The following is an 18,544-nucleotide window of genomic DNA, read 5'->3' as shown; positions in this document are numbered from 1 at the left end:
ACCTCCAGGGGTGTCCGGGTCGTTGTCCCGGGTACCTTGGCCGCGAGGCGCGCTCATCCACTGACTAGGCGGTGTTCACCGTGTTGCTCGAAGCATTCGGCTCGGTCCTTCAGCTGCTGTACCTGGCCATGCTCGTCCTGGCCGTCGTCGCGCTGGTCTTCGCGCTCACGGCGCGCGAGGACGCCTACCGGGCGGCCGACAAGCAGAAGAAGTCCTTCTGGCTGATCATTCTCGGGATCACCGTCTTCGTGAACCTCGTCATCCCGATCCTGTTCCTGCAGATCGCGGGCGTGGTCGCGTCCATCGTCTTCATGGTGGACGTGCGACCGGCGATCAAGGCGGTATCCGGTGGCGGCGGCCGTCGTGGTGGTTCCAGCAGTGACGGGCCTTACGGTCCGTACAACGGCGGGCGCTGAGCGCCCGCGGGTGAGGCCGGGACGGGGCGGGAGCGCGGGGCGCTTCCGCCCCGTCGGCGTATGCGGGACTCGTCGCGTTCCAGCAGCAGGACCGCCACGTCGTCGGTGAGGTCGCCGCCGTTCAGCTCCTGCACCTGTGTGACCGCGGCCTCCAGCAGCGCTTCGCCCCTGAGCCCCTCGTCCAGCCGGCCGTCGACCATGGCGACCATGCCGTCCTGGCCGAGCCGCTGTGTCCCGGACGGTCCGACGCGCCCCTCGATCAGTCCGTCGGTGTACATCATCAGGCTCCAGGACCCGCCCAGCTCGACCTGGCGGCGGGGCCACCGTGCGCGCGGCAGCAGACCGAGCGCCGGGCCGCCGTCGTCGTACGGGAGCAGATGAGCCGCCCGGCCCCGGCGGGCGATGAGCGGCGCGGGGTGGCCCGCGAGGCAGAGCCCGGCGCGTCTGCCGTCAGGGGCGATGTCGACGGTGCAGAGCGTCGCGAAGATCTCCTCGCTCTGCCGTTCGTGTTCCAGGACCTGCTGCAGGGTGGAGAGGAGTTCGTCGCCGCAGAGCCCGGCCAGGGTGAGGGCCCGCCAGGCGATGCGCAGCTCGACGCCGAGCGCCGCCTCGTCCGGTCCGTGGCCGCAGACGTCGCCGATCATCGCGTGGACCGTGCCGTCGGGCGTGCGGACCGTGTCGTAGAAGTCACCGCCGAGCAGGGCGCGGCTGCGGCCCGGCCGGTAGAGGGCGGCGAAGCCGAGGTCGGAGCCGTCCAGGAGCGGGGTGGGCAGCAGGCCGCGCTCCAGGCGGGCGTTCTCCTCGGCGCGCAGGCGGGACTCGGTCAGCTGGTGCTGGGCGGTGTCCGCGCGCTTGCGCTCGACCGCGTAACGGATGGCGCGGCTGAGGAGACGCCCGTCGAGCTCCCCGCGGAAGAGGTAGTCCTGGGCCCCCACCCGTACGGCTTCGGCGGCCCGTTCGGCGTCGTCGGCCGCGGTGAGGGCGAGGACGGCGTGGCGCGGGGCGATGCGCAGGATGTGCTTGAGGGTGGCCAGCTCGTCCGGGTGCCCGGCGTCGTCCTCCCGGCCTTCCGCGCGCGCACCGGCGGGCGGTGACAGGTCGAGGTCGAGCAGGATGCAGTCGACGTCGTCGGTGAGGAGCCGGCCCGCCTCGGTGAGGTTGCGGGCGGTCCGGACGCGGATGCGGGTCCCGGCGGCGGACGGCAGCTCGGGAACGGTGAAGGTGCCCGCAGGGTCGTCCTCGATCACCAGGACGGTGAGGTCGGTGCCATGAGCGGTCTCCGCAGCGGACGCGGCACGTTGCTGCGGTACGGGTACGGGCATCGGTACGGGTTTCCTTCCCTCCCCCCGAGGGTGCGGCGGGACGACGATCGACGACCCGCCAGACGGGGACGATAGCGGTCCGCGGCACGGGAACGGAATGGTGTTCGAAGATCGGCCGCTGTCACACGCGCGGCCATAAGCCGCTTCCTGTCACGGATCCGGCGCGATCCGCGGGCCCGGAGCGGCCGGGGGAGCCATGACAAACATCACGCGCCGGGCCGGTGGTCGTCGGGGCCGGTGCCACGGCGGCAACGGCACGCGACCGCCGTACGGGGCGGGGCCGCCGTACCGCCGTCCGGGGGGCGGGGCGTACCGCCGTCCGGTGCGGTCGTCGTGCCGCCGTCCGGTGCCGGGTCGGCGGCCGGGGGTGCGCCCGCGCCGTGCGTGGTGTTCCGGCTACCTGTCCGGACGGACCACGCCGAGGATCTCCATCGAGCCGGCTCCCGCCAGCGTGACGTTCCTGCCGGGCCGCGGGGCGTGCACGATGGAGCCGTCCCCGACGTACATGCCGACGTGGCTCGCGTCGCTGTGGTAGATGATCAGGTCGCCGGGCCGCATGTCCTGGACGGGTACGTGCGGCAGCTGCCGCCACTGCTCCTGCGACGTCCGGGGGATGGGGCTCTTCGCCGCGGCCCACGCCTGCGAGGTCAGGCCGGAGCAGTCGTACGAGCCCGGGCCCTCGGCCCCCCACACGTAGGGCTTGCCGATCTGGGCGGTCGCGAAGGCCACCGCCTGCCGGCCGGCGGCGCTCGCCTCGCGGTTGATGTCCGAGAGCGCGCCGGAGGAGAGCCAGGCCGACTGGGCCGTGGACGCCGCGTCCTGCTCCATCCGCAGAAGGCGGGCCCGCTCCTCCTTCGCGAGCTGGGATTCGAGCTTCTTCGCCGCGTCGATCTGCGCGTTGATGCTCTTCTTCGCCTTGGCCTGCTTGACGCGGTTGGCTTCGAGCTTCGCCCCGTTGAGGCTCGCGTCCTTGGTGTACGTCTCCAAGTCCTCCTGGGACCTGGTCAGTTCCGTCAGCAGACCCTTGGCCGCCTGCTGGCCCTGCCTGACCTGGTTCACGCCGTCCAGGAAGAGGCTCGGGTTGCCGCTGAGGACCAGCTGGGCGCCCGCCGGCAGTCCGCCGTTGCGGTACTGCTCGCGGGCCTGGGCGCCGGCCCTGCTCTTCAGCTCGGCGATCCTCGCCTGGCCGTCGGCGATCGCCTTCGTCAGCCTGAGGATCTCGCCGGACTGCTTCTTCGACTGCTCCTCGGCGAGGTTGTACGCGTCCGTGGCCGCCCCTGCCTTGCGGTAGAGGGTGTCGATCTCCTGGCGCACCTGCTCCAGGCTCTTCTTCACGGGAGCGGGAGGCGAGGCGGGGACGGTCGGAGCGGGCTCGGGAATCGGGGCCGCCATGGCCTGGACCGGTGCGGTCAGCAGGGCCAGTGCGCAGACCAGGGTGACCGCCGCAGCGGCACAGTGGCGTCGGTTCACGAGCTCCCCCTCCAGGCAAAAGGCAACGAAAGCCATATCGCGGTCATGTGACTTACCGTCAGTAACGTTCAGGTGACGACGCGATCGTGTCATGTCGTCCCGTAAAGCAACAGGGGCTCGTACCACCGTGCACGTCACACAGGGGGACGAACGGAGATCCACCGGCGTTCCCGGATCGGGGCCGTTTTTCGGGCCGGTTCCCGTGGCCGTGGTGTCAGCGGTGCGGACCGGGCCGCAGCGCGGACCACCGCACGGTGAGTTCGCCCTGCCGCCACCGCCGTACGTCGTCCGTCAGCGGCCAGTCGGCGGAGACCGCGCGGACGGCCGTGATCCACCGCTGCCGCGCGCCCAGTGACGCGTACGGGGAGGCCGCCGCCCAGGCCCGGTCGAGGTCGCGCAGGAAGGCGTGGACGGGTTCGCCCGGCACGTTGCGGTGGATCAGTGCCTTGGGCAGGCGTTCCGCGAGATCGGAGGGGCGCTCCAGTGAGCCGAGCCGGGTCGCGAAGGTGACCGTGCGGGGTCCCTCCGGGCCGAGCGCCACCCAGACGTGCCGGCGCCCGATCTCGTCGCAGGTGCCCTCGACGAGCAGACCGCCGGGGGCGAGCCGGGCGCACAGCCGCTGCCAGACGGTCTCGACCTCCTCCTCGCCGTACTGGCGCAGCACGTTCGCCGCCCGGATGAGGTCGGGGCGGCCGGCCAGGGGGATCTCGAAGCCGCCGCGGAGGAAGGTGAGGCCCTCGCGCTCGTACGGCTTCGCCGCGGCGACCCGCTCCGGGTCGATCTCGATGCCGACGACCGCCGTGCGCGGCTCCGCGGCGCGCAGCCGTGTCAGCAGCTCGACGGCGGTCCAGGGTGCCGAGCCGTAACCGAGGTCCACCGCGACGGGGGAGTCGCTGCGGCGCAGGGCGGGGCCGTGCGTGGCGGCGATCCAGCGGTCCATGCGGCGCAGCCGGTTGGGGTTCGTCGTCCCGCGGGTCGCGGTGCCGATGGGGCGCTGGTGCATGACTGTGAGCGTATGTGAAGTGCGGGAGGCGCGGACGGGAGCAGGAGAGCGCCTCGGCACGCCGGACATACCGTAATGATTTGGTAAAGCGGAAATGAAAGGCCGGGTTCCGCTGTTCTGGCCCTTGGACGGGGTCCTGCGCCCCTCAGGTGTCATGCCCCGAGCGAGGAGGAGCGGACCACATGAGTCAGTACGTCTCTCGGCTCGGCAGCGGCCGTGTGGCGCCCCGTATCCGCCTCCCCGGCGGTTTCGCGGGCGGGCCCCGCAAGCCGCGCCGCGTAGCGATGCTCTCCGTCCACACCTCTCCGCTGCACCAGCCGGGTACCGGCGACGCAGGCGGCATGAACGTCTACATCGTCGAGCTGGCCGAGCGCCTCGCGGCGATCGGCATCGAGGTCGAGATCTTCACCCGCGCGACCACCGGCGCCCTGCCCCCGTCGGTCGAGCTGTCGCCCGGTGTCCTGGTCCGCCACGTCGACGCGGGCCCGTACGAAGGGCTGGCCAAGGAGGAGCTGCCCGCCCAGCTCTGCGCCTTCACGCACGGCGTGATGCAGGCCTGGGCCGGTCAGCGACCCGGCTACTACGACCTCGTCCACTCCCACTACTGGCTGTCCGGCCAGGTCGGCTGGCTCGCCGCCCAGCGCTGGGGCGTTCCCCTCGTCCACGCCATGCACACCATGGCCAAGGTCAAGAACGCCTCCCTGGCCGAGGGCGACACCCCCGAGCCCGCCGCCCGCGTCATCGGCGAGACGCAGATCGTGCACGCCTCCGACCGGCTCATCGCGAACACCGCCGGGGAGGCCGACGAACTCGTCCGCTTCTACGAGGCGGACCCCGCCGCCGTCGCCGTCGTGCACCCCGGGGTCAACCTGGACCGCTTCCGCCCCTTCCCCAAGGGCTCCGGCCCTCTCCACCCGGAAGGGGCGGCGAGCGCCCGTGCCGCGGCCAGGGCGCGTCTCGGGCTGCCGCAGGACGCCCTGATCCCGCTCTTCGCCGGCCGGATCCAGCCGCTGAAGGCCCCTGACGTCCTGCTGCGTGCCGTCGCCGTCCTTCTGGACAGAGAACCGGCGCTGCGTTCGCGCATCCTCGTGCCGGTGGTCGGGGGTCCCAGCGGCAGCGGGCTCGCCAAGCCGGAGGGCCTGCAGAAGCTGGCCGCGCGGCTGGGCATCGCCGATGTCGTGCGGTTCCAGCCGCCGGTCGGCCAGGACCAGCTCGCCGACTGGTTCAGGGCCGCGTCCGTGCTGGTGATGCCGTCGTACAGCGAGTCCTTCGGGCTGGTGGCCATAGAGGCCCAGGCGGCCGGCACGCCGGTGATCGCGGCGGCGGTGGGCGGCCTTCCGGTGGCGGTGCGGGACGGGGTCAGCGGCTTCCTCGTCCCGGGGCACGACCCGGAGGCGTACGCCCGTGTGCTCGGCCGCTTCGCGGACAGCCCGGAGCTGGCCGACCGGATGGGCACGGCGGCAGCCGCGCACGCCCAGTCGTTCGGCTGGGACACGGCCGCGTCGGCGACGGCCGAGGTGTACACGGCGGCGATGTGCGACCACCGGCGCCGTGCGCGGTCGCACCGCGGCTGAGGCCCGGCCTCCGTGTCGTACGCTCGGACCATGGCTGACGTATCCGACGAAGCAGCAGCGGCGCAGGTCATCGAGGCAGTGCTGGACGACGCGGAGCTCGCGTGGGAGAGCCCGGGGCCCGGCAACTACGTCGTCACGCTGCCCGGCACGCGGAAGCTGTCCACGACGTGCTCCCTGCTCGTGGGCAAGCACTCCCTCTCCGTCAACGCCTTCGTCATCCGCCACCCGGACGAGAACGACGCGGCGGTGCACCGCTGGCTCCTGGAGCGCAACCTGCGTCTCTTCGGGGTCTCCTACGCGATCGACGCCCACGGCGACATCTACCTCGCCGGCAAGCTCCCGCTGTCCGTGGTCACTCCCGAGGAGCTGGACCGGCTGCTGGGCACGGTCCTCGAGGCGGCGGACGGAGCCTTCAACCCGCTCCTGGAACTGGGCTTCGCGAGCGCGATCCGCAAGGAGTACGCCTGGCGGGTGGAGCGCGGTGAATCGACCCGCAACCTCGACGCGTTCACCCACCTGACGCGGCGCTCCGCACCCTGACCGTCCGTCCACCGTTTTTCGCCCATGCACGCGTCTTCCGCTGCGTCGGCGCGCCGTGGCATGCTCACGGCCGACGCGGATATGAACATCGTTCATGTATGTGGAAGGTGCCTCATGGGAGACCTCAGTAGACGCCGGTTGCTCACCAGCGCCGTGGCCGTCACCGCGGCCACTGCCGCCGGAGCCCTCGGCGGGGTGGGCGCGGCGCGGGCCGCGGACGGCGCCCGCCCGCCCGGGGCGGCCGGCACCGCCGGTGCGGCGGGTGGAGGCGTGCCGGCCCGCGGTACGTCCTCCTTGTGGCGGGAGTTCACCGCCATGCCGTTCACCCATCCGCAGATTCCGTTCGTCGGCCGCGCCGGCTACCGCGCCGGCGCGGATCTGCCGCGCCGTCACGCACGGTCCTTCGTCACCGATGTCCGCACCTACGGCGCGGTGCCGGACGGTTCGGCGGACGCCGCTCCCGCGATCAACCGTGCCATCGCCGCTGCCGGAGAGCGCGGCGGTGGCACGGTGCTCATCCCGCCGGGGAGGTACCGCATCGACGACGTCATCCGCATCGGCCACAGCGACGTGGTGGTGCGCGGGGCGGGCAGCGGCCGGACGACGCTCCACGCGACCAGGAACCTCACCGAGATCGTCGGCCCCTACGGCAGCCGTTACGGCGGCGACAAGTCCAGCTGGTCCTGGGCCGGCGGGCTCATCTGGCTCTGCCCACAGGACCGTTGGGACTCGCTCACCGATGCGATCAGGGAGAAGGCCTGGCCCTTCGAGGGCTGGACCGGGAACCGGCGCGACGAGTGGCGGACCCTCACGACCCTTGCGCCCGCCCGCCGCGGCGACCGGACGGTCACCGTCGCGTCCACCCGGGACCTCGAGCCGGGCCGGCTGGTCCTGCTCCGCCTCGCCGACGACACCGGGCACACCCTGCTGCGGCACATGGCGGGCGACACCGAGGGCGCCGGGGCCTACGTCTGGGAGGACAAGACCAAGCTCACCTCGTACGTGCCCTACGAGTGGCCGGTGCGCGTCACGGCCGTACACGGCCGGAAGGTCACGCTCGAAAGGCCGCTCCCGCTCGATGTGCGCCCCGAATGGGACCCCCGGTTCACCACGCTGCAGGCGCCGTTGAGCCGATCCGGCGTCGAGGGGCTCACCCTCGAAGCGGTCGAGACGCCCCAGTCGCCCCACCTTCTCGACAAGGGCTACAACGGCGTCGCGTTCCAGTGCGCCTACGACTGCTGGGCGGACGACATCACCGTCCGCCACGTCGACAACGGTTTCGGGCTGATCGCCGCGTCGGCATGCACGCTGCGCCGCACGAAGGTCGCGGGCCGTGGCGCCCACCACCCGTACTACTGCCGGGAGGGCTCGCACGACAACCTGATCGAGGACTTCACCGTCGAGCAGCGCACGGTGCCCGCTCCGGCGGGGACCCAGCTGCACGGCATCAACGTCGAGGGGCTGTCGAGTCACAACGTCTGGTCCCACGGACTGATGGAGATGGGCACGTTCGACTCCCACCGGGGGATGCCGTTCGCCGACGTCCGCACCGACATCACGATCGAGAACAACGGCCGCCACGGCGGAGACGCCAGTGCCGGCCCCCTCTTCGGCGCCCGCTTCACCCACTGGAACATCCGGGTCACCAACGGCCGCGCGGGCCTCGTGCGCATCGACGGGCTGGCGCCGTACAGCGCGACGGTCGGGATCAGTGAGGTCAGGGAGTTCGACCAGATCGACGTACCCGACTTCGCCGGCGACCTGCACAGCCGGATCGAGGCCTACGGGAGCCCGGAGTCGGTACGCCCGGCCAACCTGTACGACGCCCAGCGCGCGATGATGCGCTGAGCACCGGGCCGCCGGGCCGGTGCCGCGATCACCGGCGCGGGTGCGACGCCGACTCCACCTCCGCCAGTGCCGCCGACAGGCGCGGGGCCACCTCGGCCGACGTCCACTCCAGGGCGTCGGCCGGCACACCGCGGGGGACCGTCTCGATCAGCATGATCAGGTAGAGATAACTGCGGTAGAGGGCGAGCCGGAGCCGTACGGACGGGGTGAACGCCAGGGGCCCGCCCGCCGCGTCCGCGTATCCGGCGAGGAAGTCGTGGTCCGCCTCGGGATCGCCGAACAGGGAAGTGGAGACGAGTTCGGCGACCGGGTCGCCCCAGAACATCCGCTCGCCGTCGACGACCCCACCGATGCGCCGGGCGCCCGGCCCACCGGTCACCAGCAGATTTCCCTGCCACAGATCGAAGTGCACCAGGGCGGGCCGGGTCACCTCGTCCAGCACCGGCGCCGCCGCGGCGAGCAGGGCGCGTATCTCCTCCACGGGGCGGGGCAGCCCTGCCCCGTACGTCCCGGCGTCGGCGAGCACCGCCTCGGTCATCGCGGTGAACGCCTCCCGCCAGGTGGGGGAGAGCGGGCCGAACGGCTCGGCGGGATACCCGAAGCCTGCTCGGCCCGTCACGGTGTGCAGGCGGCCGACGATCCGCCCGAGCTCCGTGCGCAGTGCCCGTTCCTCATCACCCGTCAGTTCGCCCGCCATGTCGGACCAGGGGCGCCCGGGGCACGCGGTCATGACGACGTACGGCCCGGTGGGAGCGCCGGGGTCGACCTCGCTGTGCACGACCCGCGGGATCCTGCCGCCGTCCGCGCCGAGGGCGTGGCCGCCCTCTCCGGCGGCCGCCGCGTAGAAGGTGACCTCGTTGACGAGGAGGCGCCGTTCATAGCTCATCCCCGGGTCGTGGCGGGGCGGGACCTTGACCACCCATACGCGGCCGTCCGCGAGTGTCACCCGGGTCACGGTGTTGTACGTGCCTCCGGTGAGCGGTCGGCGGGAGGCGATGTCGTCCTCCGTGACTCCGAGGGCCGCGAGCACGGCCGTCGTCGCATCCGCGGGTGCGGCCATCGGCACGGGCGGGTCGGCGGGCGCGGGCACGTCCATGGGCATGGGCGGGTCTCCTCGGACCGGGCTGCGGAGCGTCCGTCCCACAAGGGCTTCACAGGGTGATCACAGGCGAGTCACGATCACATCCCGTGACCCTGCGGGACGATCATCGGACAGGTGTCCGATCGTAGAGTGTCGCTCACTGCGACAGCACTCCCCCGGATGACGAAACTCCGTGCCAGGAGCGGGCTGTCGCTCCTTTCAGACGGAGAGATGAACCATGCGCGCCACTGCCGTACGCCGTTCCGCCATCGCCGCTTCCGTGGTGTCCCTGGCCCTGCTTGTCACCGCCTGCGGCGGTTCGGACGCCAAGGACGAGAAGGACTCCGCCGCGCCGAGCGCGAAGGACGGCGGCGCCACCAAGGCGGCGGTCAAGGCGCTGACCCAGGCCGAGATCGAGAAGGCTTCGCTGGAGCAGGGCGACGTCGCCGGCCACAAGATCACCAAGACCGGTGCCGAGGACGTCGTGAAGTCCGGGGACGTCACCGTGGACAAGAAGGAGTGCGAGCCGCTCGGGTTCGCCTACTCCGGGATGAAGCGGGGTACCCCGGTCGGTACCGCGGGCCGCCAGGTCGTCCAGGAGCCCGAGAAGGACGCGACCGCGGATCCCGAGGATGCGATGCAGGCCGCCTTCGACGTGACCTCGACCCTGGTCACGCTGGCCTCCTACGAGGGCGACGCCGCGGCGAAGAGCATCGCCGAACTCCGCGACTCCGCGGCCAAGTGCGCCGGCGGTTTCACGATGACCATCAAGGGCGACAAGACGGAGGTCGTCAAGCTGACCGAGGAGAAGGTGACGGGCGGCGACGAGGCGCTGGCCTGGACGGTGGGAACGCGGCAGGAGGGCACGACCGTGCCCACGAAGCTCGTGAGCCTCCGTCAGGGCGGCACGGTCGCCACCTTCCTCGCGTTCAACCTCGGTGTGGTGGCGTCCGGGAAGGCCGACTTCGAACTGCCGTCGGACGTGGTCGCGGCCCAGGTCGAGAAGCTCGGCTGATCCTCCGTACGGGACGGTGGGGTGCTGGGCCGGACGGCCCACGCCCCGCCGCCCGGGGGCGGGCGAGCACCACTGCGGCGATCACCGTCAGCCCGCCGGCGATCTGCACCGGGGACAGGGTCTCGCCCAGCACGAGGTAACCGAGGGCCGTCGCGGCCAAGGGCGAGGCGAAGCTCAGCACGGAGACGGTCAGGGCGGGCAGCCGCTCCACGCCCCGGAACCACACCACGTAGGCGAACAGGGCCCCGACGATCCCGAGATAGGCGAAGCCGGCGACGTTGCGCCCTTCGATCGTCCCGGGCAGCCCTTCGGCGATCAGGGTGACGGGCAGCAGGAGGAGCCCGCCGGAGGTCAGCTGCCATCCGGTGAACGTCAGCAGGCCCACACCGTGCGGACGTCCCCACCGCTTGGTCAGCACGATGCCGCCGGCCATGCTCACGGCCGCCAGGAGCCCCGCGGCGACACCCACCGCGTCCAGGCCCGCGCGCGGGGTCATGGCCAGGAGGCCGACCCCTGCCAGCCCGAGTGCGCAGGCGGTGGCGTGGACGGGCGTGATCCGCTCCTTCAGCAGCAGCGCCGACAGGGCGAGTACGACGGTGGGCTGCACGGCCATCACCAGGGCGGCGACGCCGCCGGGCAGATGGTAGGCGGCGACGAAGAGCAGGTAGAGGAACGCGCCGATGTTCAGGAACCCGAGGACGGCGGCGCGCCACCACCAGCCGCCCCTGGGCAGCCGGCGGCCGACCGCGAGAAGGATCAGTCCGGCGGGCAGGGCCCGCAGGGTGGCGGCCAGCAAGGGGCGGCCGGGCGGCAGCAGTTCCGTGGTGACGAGGTAGGTGGAGCCCCAGATCAGCGGGGCCAGCGCGGTGACGGCGGAGTCGGCCCCGAGCCGGTCGGCCTTCACCGGGGACCGCCCCCGGTGTTGCCGTAGCGGCCGGTGAACGCCTGGCGGTCACGGGGCCTGCGGCCGGGGTGCGCGCGTACCTCGGCCGCTCTGCCCACCGGCAGCAGTACGGCGATATGCAGGTCGTCGCGGTCCTCGATGCCGATGATCCGCTTCACCTCCTGCTCGTCCCAGCCGTTCATCGGGGAGGTGGCGAGGCCCATGGAGGTGGCCGCGAGCATCGCGTAGGTCGCCGCGATGACCGCGTCCTTGACCGCGTACTCGCGGAGCAGGTCCCGCCGCTCCAGATCCAGCTGGAAGTCGAGCGTGGCCCGGGAGAAGCCGGCGGCGAAGTCCTCGTTCCAGGCGCCTGCGTGCCGAGCCTGTTCGTAGATGTCGCTCAGGTCCTCACGCCATGCCTGGCCGGCGGCAACGAACACCAGGGTGAGAGGCGCCTCGCGGGGGTGGGGCTGGCCGCCGGTGGCCCGGGCGAGGTCGTCGCGGCCCTTGTCGTCGGAGACCACCACGATGGACCGGGCCTGGACGTTCCAGCTGGAGGGGGCTTCCAGCGCCAGGTCGAGCAGCTCGGTCAGCTGCTCGTCGGGGACGGGGTCGGGCAGGTAGTGGCGGATGCTACGGCGCGTACGTATGGCCTGAGGCACGGTCAGGAGGCCGCTGTCCTGTGTCATGACCGGACCGTAGCGTTTTGCTTAGCGCTAAGCAACAGGGTATCTCAATGCTAAGCTACCTCCGTATACTGAGCCCATGAGCGATCACGTGGACCGGGTCCTGACGCAGTGGGCGGAGCAGTTCCCCGAGCTCGACGCCTCGTCGATGGGCGTCATCGGACGTGTCAAGCGGCTGGCCCGGATCCTCGAGGCGGAACTGCGCACCACGTTCGGCGCCCACGACCTCGACCCCGCCGCCTTCGACGTCCTCGCCACCCTCCGCCGCAGCCCCGCCCCGCACCGGCTGACCCCGGCCGACCTGATGCGGTCGGCCATGGTCACGTCGGGCGCCATCACCCAGCGCCTGGACCGCCTCGAAGCCAGGGGACTCGTCACTCGCGTACCCCGGCAGGAGGACGGGCGCAGCGTCCACGTCGCCCTCACCGGTGAGGGCGAGGAGCTCATCGACCGGGCACTGGTGGACCACGTGGACACGCAGAACCGGCTGCTCTCCGGGATCAGCGGCGAACAGCGGGAGCGGATCGCGGACGACCTGCGCAGCCTGCTGGAGTCCCTCGGCGACACCGACCGGCATCAGCGCCGGATCTGACGCCGCATCACAGCCGCGTCAGGGCAGGGGGACGAGCCTGACCACGGTGACCGTCAGCACGGATCCGGAGACGTAGTAGAGGACGATCGCCCCGTAGACCGTCGCCTCGCGCCGGTCGCGTTCACGCTTGACGGCGGACGAGGCGTGTCCGTACGGGTCCTGGCCCACGGTGCGGGCCATCTCTTCGCGGAACGAGTCGCCGTCCCGCATCTTGGCAAGGGTGTCGTCGGCGGGCGGTGCGTAGGAGATGCGGAAGCTCAAGCGACGCTCCGCCTCTCGGCCTCGTCCTGCGCCAGCCGGTCCAGGATCTGCTCGGCCTCCGGATCGGGCACGGACTCGAGCATCCAGTGCCGCATGACGGCCTGGATCTCATGGACACCGGCCTCGTTGATCGCGTGGTCGAACTCCTCGCGTCTCCCCTCGGGAAGCGCGGCACGGATCGCCGGGATGCTGTTCGGCACCTCGACCTCGGTACCGCCGACAAAGGTTTTCAGGGCCTCGCCCATGACCGCTCTCCCCCGCTCTCCTTGCCCTCTGCCCTCCGTGTACCCGCCGCGCACCGCACCTGCACGGAGCCGTCGGGCGGGTGAGGTGGGTGCGTTCCTCCGCGGATACGCGGCGAAAGGTGTGGCGGAGCGCACACTGTACTGCCCACGGGTGGCGGCCGTTGAGTGAGCCGTGGCAGGCCCGAGGGTGGTCCGCAGGCGAATCGGCCGCGGACACACCGGCCGGCCCGGCGCCCGTGCGGCACCGGGGTGGGAAGCCCACCGCCACGATCAGGCTGACCGTGGCGACATCGTCGGGCTACCGTCCGCCACCGCGAAGTCCGGGGCTGTCCAACGGGCTCTTGACCGGCCGGGTTCCTCCTCTCAGGCGTCTTCCCTGAGCTGTCCGATGATCAACTCGTTACGGACTTCTCGGTGAAGCGGACGGACCAGGCGTAGCCGCTCAAGCTGTCGTGCGGGACTCGCCGGACCTCTCTGACCTGGCAACCGTCGTGGGCGTACTTGAGGGCGAACCGGTCAAGGCGCTGCGCGTCGGTGAGTTCCTCCATGGACAGAGGTGCTCCGACGACGAGGTCTTCGTGAAGGACTTCGTCCGGGGCAGTTCCATTCGCGCAGGCCGGGCAATGATGCGTTCTCGGTAGGGCCATACCTTCAGTGTCCTCCTGATCCGGGGGCTCTGACGTTCACGGCGCACATGCCGCAATGTCAAGGCGCCGTCCGAGTACTTCGGACACCGGGACCCCAGACACTGAGGGTGTACGCGCGCCTGGTGTCCAGCTCTGCCCGTCCACGAACGTCCTGGGTCGCGGTCGTCCGTCGCTGTCCGGGCTTGCGCCGAGTGGGGTGGGGCGCGGTTCCATCAGTTGAGTCCCGAGCGGGCTGCGGGAACCTCGACCCCCACCCCTCATGACTGAGGAGTCCTGTGCGGACGTACCTGACCGGCTCAACAGCTCGGACCGTAGCGGACGCCACTGAGGAGGAGGTCCGAACGGGCATGGCTGCCTTCTGATCCGGCTAGGGCCTGTCGTCCGGATGAGCCCGGCAAGATCCGGACGACAGGCCCCAAGGTCCCTCAGACGCGGTCCTGGAAGACGGTGTACCAGGGGTACGTCCCCACCACGGCGCCGTCGGCCGTCACGGCCTCCAGGGTGTAGAAGTACGTGTTCCCCTTCGTCGCCGTGGCGTCCTCCCACGTCCGGGCGTCCGCCGGGAGCAGTCCGTCGTGCTGGGGCTCGTACGCCTTGGTCGCCGGGTTCCACCGGCTCACGCGGTAGCCGGTGACCGTGGCGCAGCGGGCCGTGTCGGTGCACTGCCAGCCGACGGACGGACGAGTGGCCGTCCGGTTGTGGCCCAGACTGCCGAGGCTCCAGTCCCGGGTGACGGTCACGGAGGGCCGGACGTCGAGCTCGGTGGCCTCGACCACGGTGACCTTCGGGTCGCTCGGGTGCAGCGTGTTGCCCCAGTGGTCCTTGGCCATCACCGCGTACACGTGCGTCTCGCCGTCCGGCAGGTTGCCGCAGAGGATCGCGAGCCAGTTGCTCGTGCCCTCCGAGCAGGTGTCGGGGCCGAGCCACTTGACCGTGCCGTCGGCCTGCCGGACGCCCTTCCACACCACGTACTCGTCGATGTCGTCCTCGGGCGAGGCGGCCCAGCTCACCAGCATGCCGTCGTTGCGCGGGGTGACCTTCACGCCGGTGACCGGGCCGGGCGCCACGGTGTCGCCGGTGCGGACGACGACCGGCGCGGAGTACGCCGACTCGTTGCCGTACGGGTCCACCGCCGTGACGGCGTACGTCACGTACGTGTTCGCGGGCATGTCCACGTCGTAGCAGTTGCCGCCGGTGCTCGCCTCGTGGCTCTCCTCCGCGACGCAGGTCACCTGGGTGCGCGCGGTCGGGTCGAACGTCTTGCCGGGCGAGCGGTACACGCGGTAGTGCCCGCCGTTGTCCCAGTCCTCGTAGAAACCGTCGGGCTGGCTCCAGTGCACGTCGGTGTAGCCGGGACGGGCGCCGGCGGTGACGCCTGTCGGGGACTTCGGTGGCATCCGGTCGACGCCGTCGCTGGTGACCGTCGCGTACGTCCCCGGGTTGCCGGCTGCGTCGAGGGCCCGGACCCGGTAGTACGTGTTCGTGTTCACGGCGGCGCTGGTCCGGTACGACGTGGTGGTCGTCGTACCGCGCAGTTCGAACGGTCCGGCAGTCGCGGACGAGGCGTACACCTCGTACTTCGCCGTGTCGGCGACTCCCTGCCAGTTCAGGGTGTCCCACCACCCGTCGCCGGTGGCGACCGTGAGTCCGGTGGGGGCGGCCGGCCCGGTGCGGTCGACGGTCGTCGCCGTCACGTCCGGGCTGCCGGTGGACTCGCGGCCGGCCTTGTCGACGGCGCGGACCTCGTACAGGAAGGTCTGGCCGGTGGCGGGCGGGGCGTCGACGAAGGACCGGGTGGTCAGCAGGGACGTCCCGCTGACCTTGGCCCAGCTGGTGGCGCTCAGCCGGCGGTACACGCGGTACCCGGCGAGGTCCATCTCCTTGTTGGCGGCCCAGCGCAGGGTCGTCTTGGCCGTCGTCCAGTCGTACGCGGCGGTGAGGCCGGTCGGGGCGAGCGGCTTGACCGTGTCGACGGCGGCCTCGGTGCGCGGGGCGTACGTGAAGGCGGCGTTGGCGACGCCGGTCCATGCGACGTAGTCCACGCGGATCGTGTGCTTGCCGGCCGGGATGGTCAGGTCGACGGTCTTGCGGGCGGTGGTGGAAACGTTCTTCCACAGGTCGACCTTCCGCACACCGTCGACGTGGACGCGCATGCCGTCCTGCGTGGCGGCGGAGAGCCGGAAGGGGCCGCCGGAGCCGAAGTCACGGGTGAGGGACCAACGGACGGAGAAGTTGTCCTTGGGCAGCGTGACGCCGGCCGGGTCGCCGTACCCGTAGTTCTCGCTGATGGCGGTGTCGCAGGCGGTGAGCTTCGGCGTGCCGCTGAAGGTGGAGTTGCCGAAGTACTGCGCCCTCCAGACGGGAGAGGTGCAGGTGACCGCCGCAGAGGCGGGGGCGGCGGTGATCAGGCCGCCGGTGGTGGCGAGCGCGGCCGTCGCGGCCAGCGCGGACAGCCGGGTACGAGTCATCACAGAGAAAGGGACCCTTTCGGACCAAGGCGGATCACGTGAAAAGTCAGACGCCTGTGTGACTCGTGAGTCGGGGGCGGGGTTGTCCCCGACTCACGCACGTTTTTTCGGGCAACGTCCCGACCGCTCACCCGTAGCGGCGTGGCGTCCAGGCGACACGCCTGGAGCTACGGATCGAGAGGCTGGCAGGCGGGGGTTGCCCCCCTGGTTTCCCGTGCCGAGTAGCGACGCCTCCTCGGCGGTGACCTGCCGTGGCTCGGGCTGCTCCACCGCATGGCTGGCGGTCACTCAGCTGCGGTCAGCAAAGCGCCAGGCATCCACGTTTGAAATGTGCGTTTCGAAGTCTGAGATGACCAGCCGCTCTCGTTCAGCGGCGAGTGAAGATCGCAGGCGTCAACCCGTCCAGGCTCGTTCCCTCTCGTGCCCTACGGACGGCTCGGCCGGCTCCGTTCCCGGCTGAGGCTGTTCCGCACGTGAGCTCCTGCTCGTCACCAACCCATCAGGCGAGGGTCTAGCCACGCGCAACCCGCCGCCAGCCCTCCGAAAAGGCCAACTTGCTATCCGGGTGGTAGGCACGCGGTCCGCCGGCCCTGGTCGCGTACTGCGCTTCCTCCGTCACCTTCCAGTCCTCGTCCTCCCACTTGAGGATCAGATGGGTGGTCTCATCCTCCAGCGATGCGCCCTCGCCACCGGCGGCGAGGCGGTCGCAGACCATCCATACGACGACGACATCGCCGCTGTCGTTGAGGCTGCGTTGGAGGATCGCCTTCACGACTGCGCTTCCCTCATTCGGTACATCGCCCCATGTAGGAGCTCCAACCAGTCCGCTGACACCTCTGTCGATGGTCTCGGGGGAGTCCTTGGAGGTGACCTCAGTCCATTGTTCGCGCGCGATCGCTTCGTCCCGCAGGTCGAAGTCTTCCCAGTAGGAGACCGCAGCAGAGGCCGCGCCGAGCGCAGAGTGCTCGAAGCCAGTCTCTATGCCTTCAGCGGTCGAATCCGCTGGCAGCAATGCAACAGCGCGGGCGGTGGCTGGCGTGAACTCCTGCCCCTGAGGGACCGAGGACTTGTCGCCTCCCGGGCTCGTTGACGTCTTGCCGTCCGCCTGAGGGCGAGGGTCATCGCCCATAGCCGATGTCACGGCCAGGATGCCACCAACAGCAAGCGCGGCACCGGCCGCGGTTCCGATCGCCAGGAGCCGAAGCCGGTGCGTGCGTACTTTGCCGTCAATGGGGCCTGAATCAGGCTGCGTGGTGAGGCCGCGATCAGTGGCCCGCTCGTGGCTCATCGTCTCTCCGCATCTCAAGTCGCCGTGGGCTGCCCGACACCCTAGGGGCTGATCGGTAACTCGCAGCAACGAGACAACCTTTGGGCACGGAAATCGCCTCCATGCCGCTTTCGGTCACGACCCTGAGCCGGCGAAACCGAAGCACAGCAGGACGCCCCTGTCCTCACGTACACACAGGCGCCTAAACATCCATGTTCGTGATCTACCGGTCGTCCTGATCGGCACGGGTGACGGGACCCTTGGGCTACGGACGGATGCGCCTGCCGAGATTGCCGGCCTGGCGGCCCTCTTGATCATGCTCGACATCCGCGTGCGTTCCTGGCGCGGCCAGGCCTGACGGCCCGCAGATGGCCCAGCACACCAGAAAGCCCCCCACCTCGTGGCAAACACACAGGTGGGGGGCCTCGTCAGCTTTGCTTACTTCTTCTTGCCCTGGTTCTTCACGGCCTCGATGGCGGCCTTCGCCGCTTCGGGGTCGAGGTACGTGCCGCCCGGGTTCAGGGGGCGGAAGTCCGCGTCCAGTTCGTACGAGAGCGGGATGCCGGTCGGGATGTTGAGGCCCGCGATGTCGGCGTCGGAGATGCCGTCGAGGTGCTTGACCAGGGCGCGCAGGCTGTTGCCGTGGGCGGCGACCAGGACCGTGCGGCCGGTCAGCAGGTCCGGGACGATGGCGTCGTACCAGTACGGCATCATGCGGATGACGACGTCCTTGAGGCACTCGGTGCGCGGGCGCAGCTCCGACGGGATCGTCGCGTAGCGCGCGTCGTCGCTCTGCGAGAACTCCGTGCCGTCCTCGAGGACGGGCGGCGGGGTGTCGTACGAACGACGCCACAGCATGAACTGCTCCTCGCCGAACTCGGCGAGGGTCTGGGCCTTGTCCTTGCCCTGGAGAGCGCCGTAGTGGCGCTCGTTCAGCCGCCAGGAGCGGCGGACGGGGATCCAGTGGCGGTCCGCGGCCTCCAGCCCGAGCTGGGCGGTGCGGACCGCGCGCTTCTGGAGCGAGGTGTGCACGACGTCGGGGAGCAGGCCGGCGTCCTTGAGCAGCTCACCGCCGCGGACCGCCTCCTTCTCGCCCTTGTCGGTGAGGTCTACGTCCACCCATCCGGTGAACAGGTTCTTCGCGTTCCATTCGCTCTCGCCGTGGCGGAGGAGGATCAGCTTGTACGGTGCGTCGGCCATGAGTCCGAGCGTAATCGAACCCGCGA

Annotated in this window: 18 protein-coding genes and 1 pseudogene; 6 read left to right on the top strand and 13 right to left on the bottom strand. The window is 70.9% G+C overall.

Translation table 11 applies throughout. From position 1 onward, the window contains the following. The first annotated feature begins 80 nt into the window (after positions 1–80). The gene (locus QFZ58_RS16760; RefSeq protein ID WP_307125724.1) at positions 81–416 is read left to right on the top strand and encodes a DUF2516 family protein; all 336 of its coding nucleotides are present in this window, start codon (positions 81–83) and stop codon (positions 414–416) included. Here the strand turns inward: QFZ58_RS16760 and QFZ58_RS16755 are convergent. The 3 genes from QFZ58_RS16755 to QFZ58_RS16745 form a co-directional block, all read right to left on the bottom strand. Then, positions 389–1,738: a PP2C family protein-serine/threonine phosphatase gene (locus QFZ58_RS16755; RefSeq protein ID WP_307125723.1), complete on the bottom strand. Its 1,350-nt coding sequence runs from the start codon at positions 1,736–1,738 to the stop codon at positions 389–391. The two genes, QFZ58_RS16760 and QFZ58_RS16755, sit on opposite strands and share 28 nt — an antisense overlap. Positions 1,739–2,134: 396 nt before the next feature. Further along, complete coding sequence (locus QFZ58_RS16750; RefSeq protein WP_307125722.1) at positions 2,135–3,208, bottom strand: C40 family peptidase; 1,074 nt, start codon at positions 3,206–3,208, stop codon at positions 2,135–2,137. A gap of 214 nt (positions 3,209–3,422) precedes the next feature. Continuing rightward, positions 3,423–4,211 carry a trans-aconitate 2-methyltransferase gene (locus tag QFZ58_RS16745; protein WP_307125721.1) on the bottom strand — a complete coding sequence of 263 codons (789 nt, stop codon included), beginning with the start codon at positions 4,209–4,211 and terminating at the stop codon, positions 3,423–3,425. 182 nt (positions 4,212–4,393) lie between these two features. Between QFZ58_RS16745 and mshA the strand changes: the two genes are divergently transcribed. The 3 genes from mshA (at position 4,394) to QFZ58_RS16730 (ending at position 8,173) form a co-directional block, all read left to right on the top strand. Further along, positions 4,394–5,785, top strand: a complete 1,392-nt coding sequence (mshA, locus tag QFZ58_RS16740; protein WP_307125720.1) for a D-inositol-3-phosphate glycosyltransferase — start codon at positions 4,394–4,396, stop codon at positions 5,783–5,785. 30 nt (positions 5,786–5,815) lie between these two features. Further along, positions 5,816–6,325, top strand: coding sequence for a YbjN domain-containing protein (locus QFZ58_RS16735; RefSeq protein ID WP_307125719.1), 510 nt, complete (start codon positions 5,816–5,818; stop codon positions 6,323–6,325). Positions 6,326–6,439: 114 nt separating this feature from the next. Next, positions 6,440–8,173, top strand: a complete 1,734-nt coding sequence (locus QFZ58_RS16730; RefSeq protein WP_307125718.1) for a glycosyl hydrolase family 28-related protein — start codon at positions 6,440–6,442, stop codon at positions 8,171–8,173. A 28-nt stretch (positions 8,174–8,201) separates the two neighbouring features. On the opposite strand, the gene QFZ58_RS16725 is transcribed toward QFZ58_RS16730, so the two are convergent. Then, a complete protein-coding gene (locus QFZ58_RS16725; protein ID WP_373428559.1) occupies positions 8,202–9,275 on the bottom strand; it encodes a phosphotransferase family protein in 1,074 nt (357 codons plus the stop codon). A gap of 217 nt (positions 9,276–9,492) precedes the next feature. Between QFZ58_RS16725 and QFZ58_RS16720 the strand changes: the two genes are divergently transcribed. After that, positions 9,493–10,269 carry a hypothetical protein gene (locus QFZ58_RS16720; protein ID WP_307125717.1) on the top strand — a complete coding sequence of 259 codons (777 nt, stop codon included), beginning with the start codon at positions 9,493–9,495 and terminating at the stop codon, positions 10,267–10,269. Here QFZ58_RS16720 and QFZ58_RS16715 read toward each other — a convergent pair. Then, complete coding sequence (locus QFZ58_RS16715) at positions 10,184–11,173, bottom strand: DMT family transporter (protein ID WP_307125716.1); 990 nt, start codon at positions 11,171–11,173, stop codon at positions 10,184–10,186. The two genes, QFZ58_RS16720 and QFZ58_RS16715, sit on opposite strands and share 86 nt — an antisense overlap. Further along, the gene (locus QFZ58_RS16710) at positions 11,170–11,841 is read right to left on the bottom strand and encodes a nitroreductase family protein (RefSeq protein ID WP_307125715.1); all 672 of its coding nucleotides are present in this window, start codon (positions 11,839–11,841) and stop codon (positions 11,170–11,172) included. The genes QFZ58_RS16715 and QFZ58_RS16710 overlap by 4 nt, the downstream gene beginning before the upstream one ends. A 76-nt stretch (positions 11,842–11,917) precedes the next feature. Here QFZ58_RS16710 and QFZ58_RS16705 point away from each other — a divergent pair, with 76 nt between their 5' ends. Further along, positions 11,918–12,430, top strand: a complete 513-nt coding sequence (locus QFZ58_RS16705; RefSeq protein WP_307125714.1) for a MarR family winged helix-turn-helix transcriptional regulator — start codon at positions 11,918–11,920, stop codon at positions 12,428–12,430. Positions 12,431–12,448: 18 nt separating this feature from the next. Here the strand turns inward: QFZ58_RS16705 and QFZ58_RS16700 are convergent, their stop codons facing one another. From QFZ58_RS16700 to QFZ58_RS16675, 7 genes and pseudogenes are all read right to left on the bottom strand, one after another. Continuing rightward, positions 12,449–12,691, bottom strand: a complete 243-nt coding sequence (locus tag QFZ58_RS16700) for a hypothetical protein (RefSeq protein ID WP_307125713.1) — start codon at positions 12,689–12,691, stop codon at positions 12,449–12,451. Further along, entirely contained in the window at positions 12,688–12,936 is a 249-nt protein-coding gene (locus QFZ58_RS16695) for a hypothetical protein (protein ID WP_307125712.1), read from the bottom strand. Before QFZ58_RS16695 ends, QFZ58_RS16700 begins: the two co-directional genes overlap by 4 nt. Positions 12,937–13,328: 392 nt before the next feature. Next, positions 13,329–13,484, bottom strand: a complete 156-nt coding sequence (locus tag QFZ58_RS16690) for a hypothetical protein (RefSeq protein WP_307125711.1) — start codon at positions 13,482–13,484, stop codon at positions 13,329–13,331. A gap of 524 nt (positions 13,485–14,008) precedes the next feature. Further along, a complete protein-coding gene (locus QFZ58_RS16685) occupies positions 14,009–16,051 on the bottom strand; it encodes a PA14 domain-containing protein (RefSeq protein WP_307125710.1) in 2,043 nt (680 codons plus the stop codon). A 216-nt stretch (positions 16,052–16,267) separates the two neighbouring features. After that, a pseudogene (locus QFZ58_RS34470) lies at positions 16,268–16,339 on the bottom strand (GntR family transcriptional regulator); the annotation flags it as partial. Between the two features lie 223 nt (positions 16,340–16,562). After that, positions 16,563–17,339 carry a hypothetical protein gene (locus QFZ58_RS16680; protein WP_307125709.1) on the bottom strand — a complete coding sequence of 259 codons (777 nt, stop codon included), beginning with the start codon at positions 17,337–17,339 and terminating at the stop codon, positions 16,563–16,565. A 417-nt stretch (positions 17,340–17,756) separates the two neighbouring features. Next, complete coding sequence (locus tag QFZ58_RS16675; protein ID WP_307125708.1) at positions 17,757–18,518, bottom strand: phosphoglyceromutase; 762 nt, start codon at positions 18,516–18,518, stop codon at positions 17,757–17,759. Between the last annotated feature and the right edge of the window lie 26 nt (positions 18,519–18,544).

This window comes from Streptomyces sp. B1I3 (assembly GCF_030816615.1).
Classification (GTDB): Bacteria; Actinomycetota; Actinomycetes; order Streptomycetales; family Streptomycetaceae; genus Streptomyces.
Note: the sequence above shows the minus strand (reverse complement) of the source record. Positions and strands in the feature narration are given on the sequence as shown.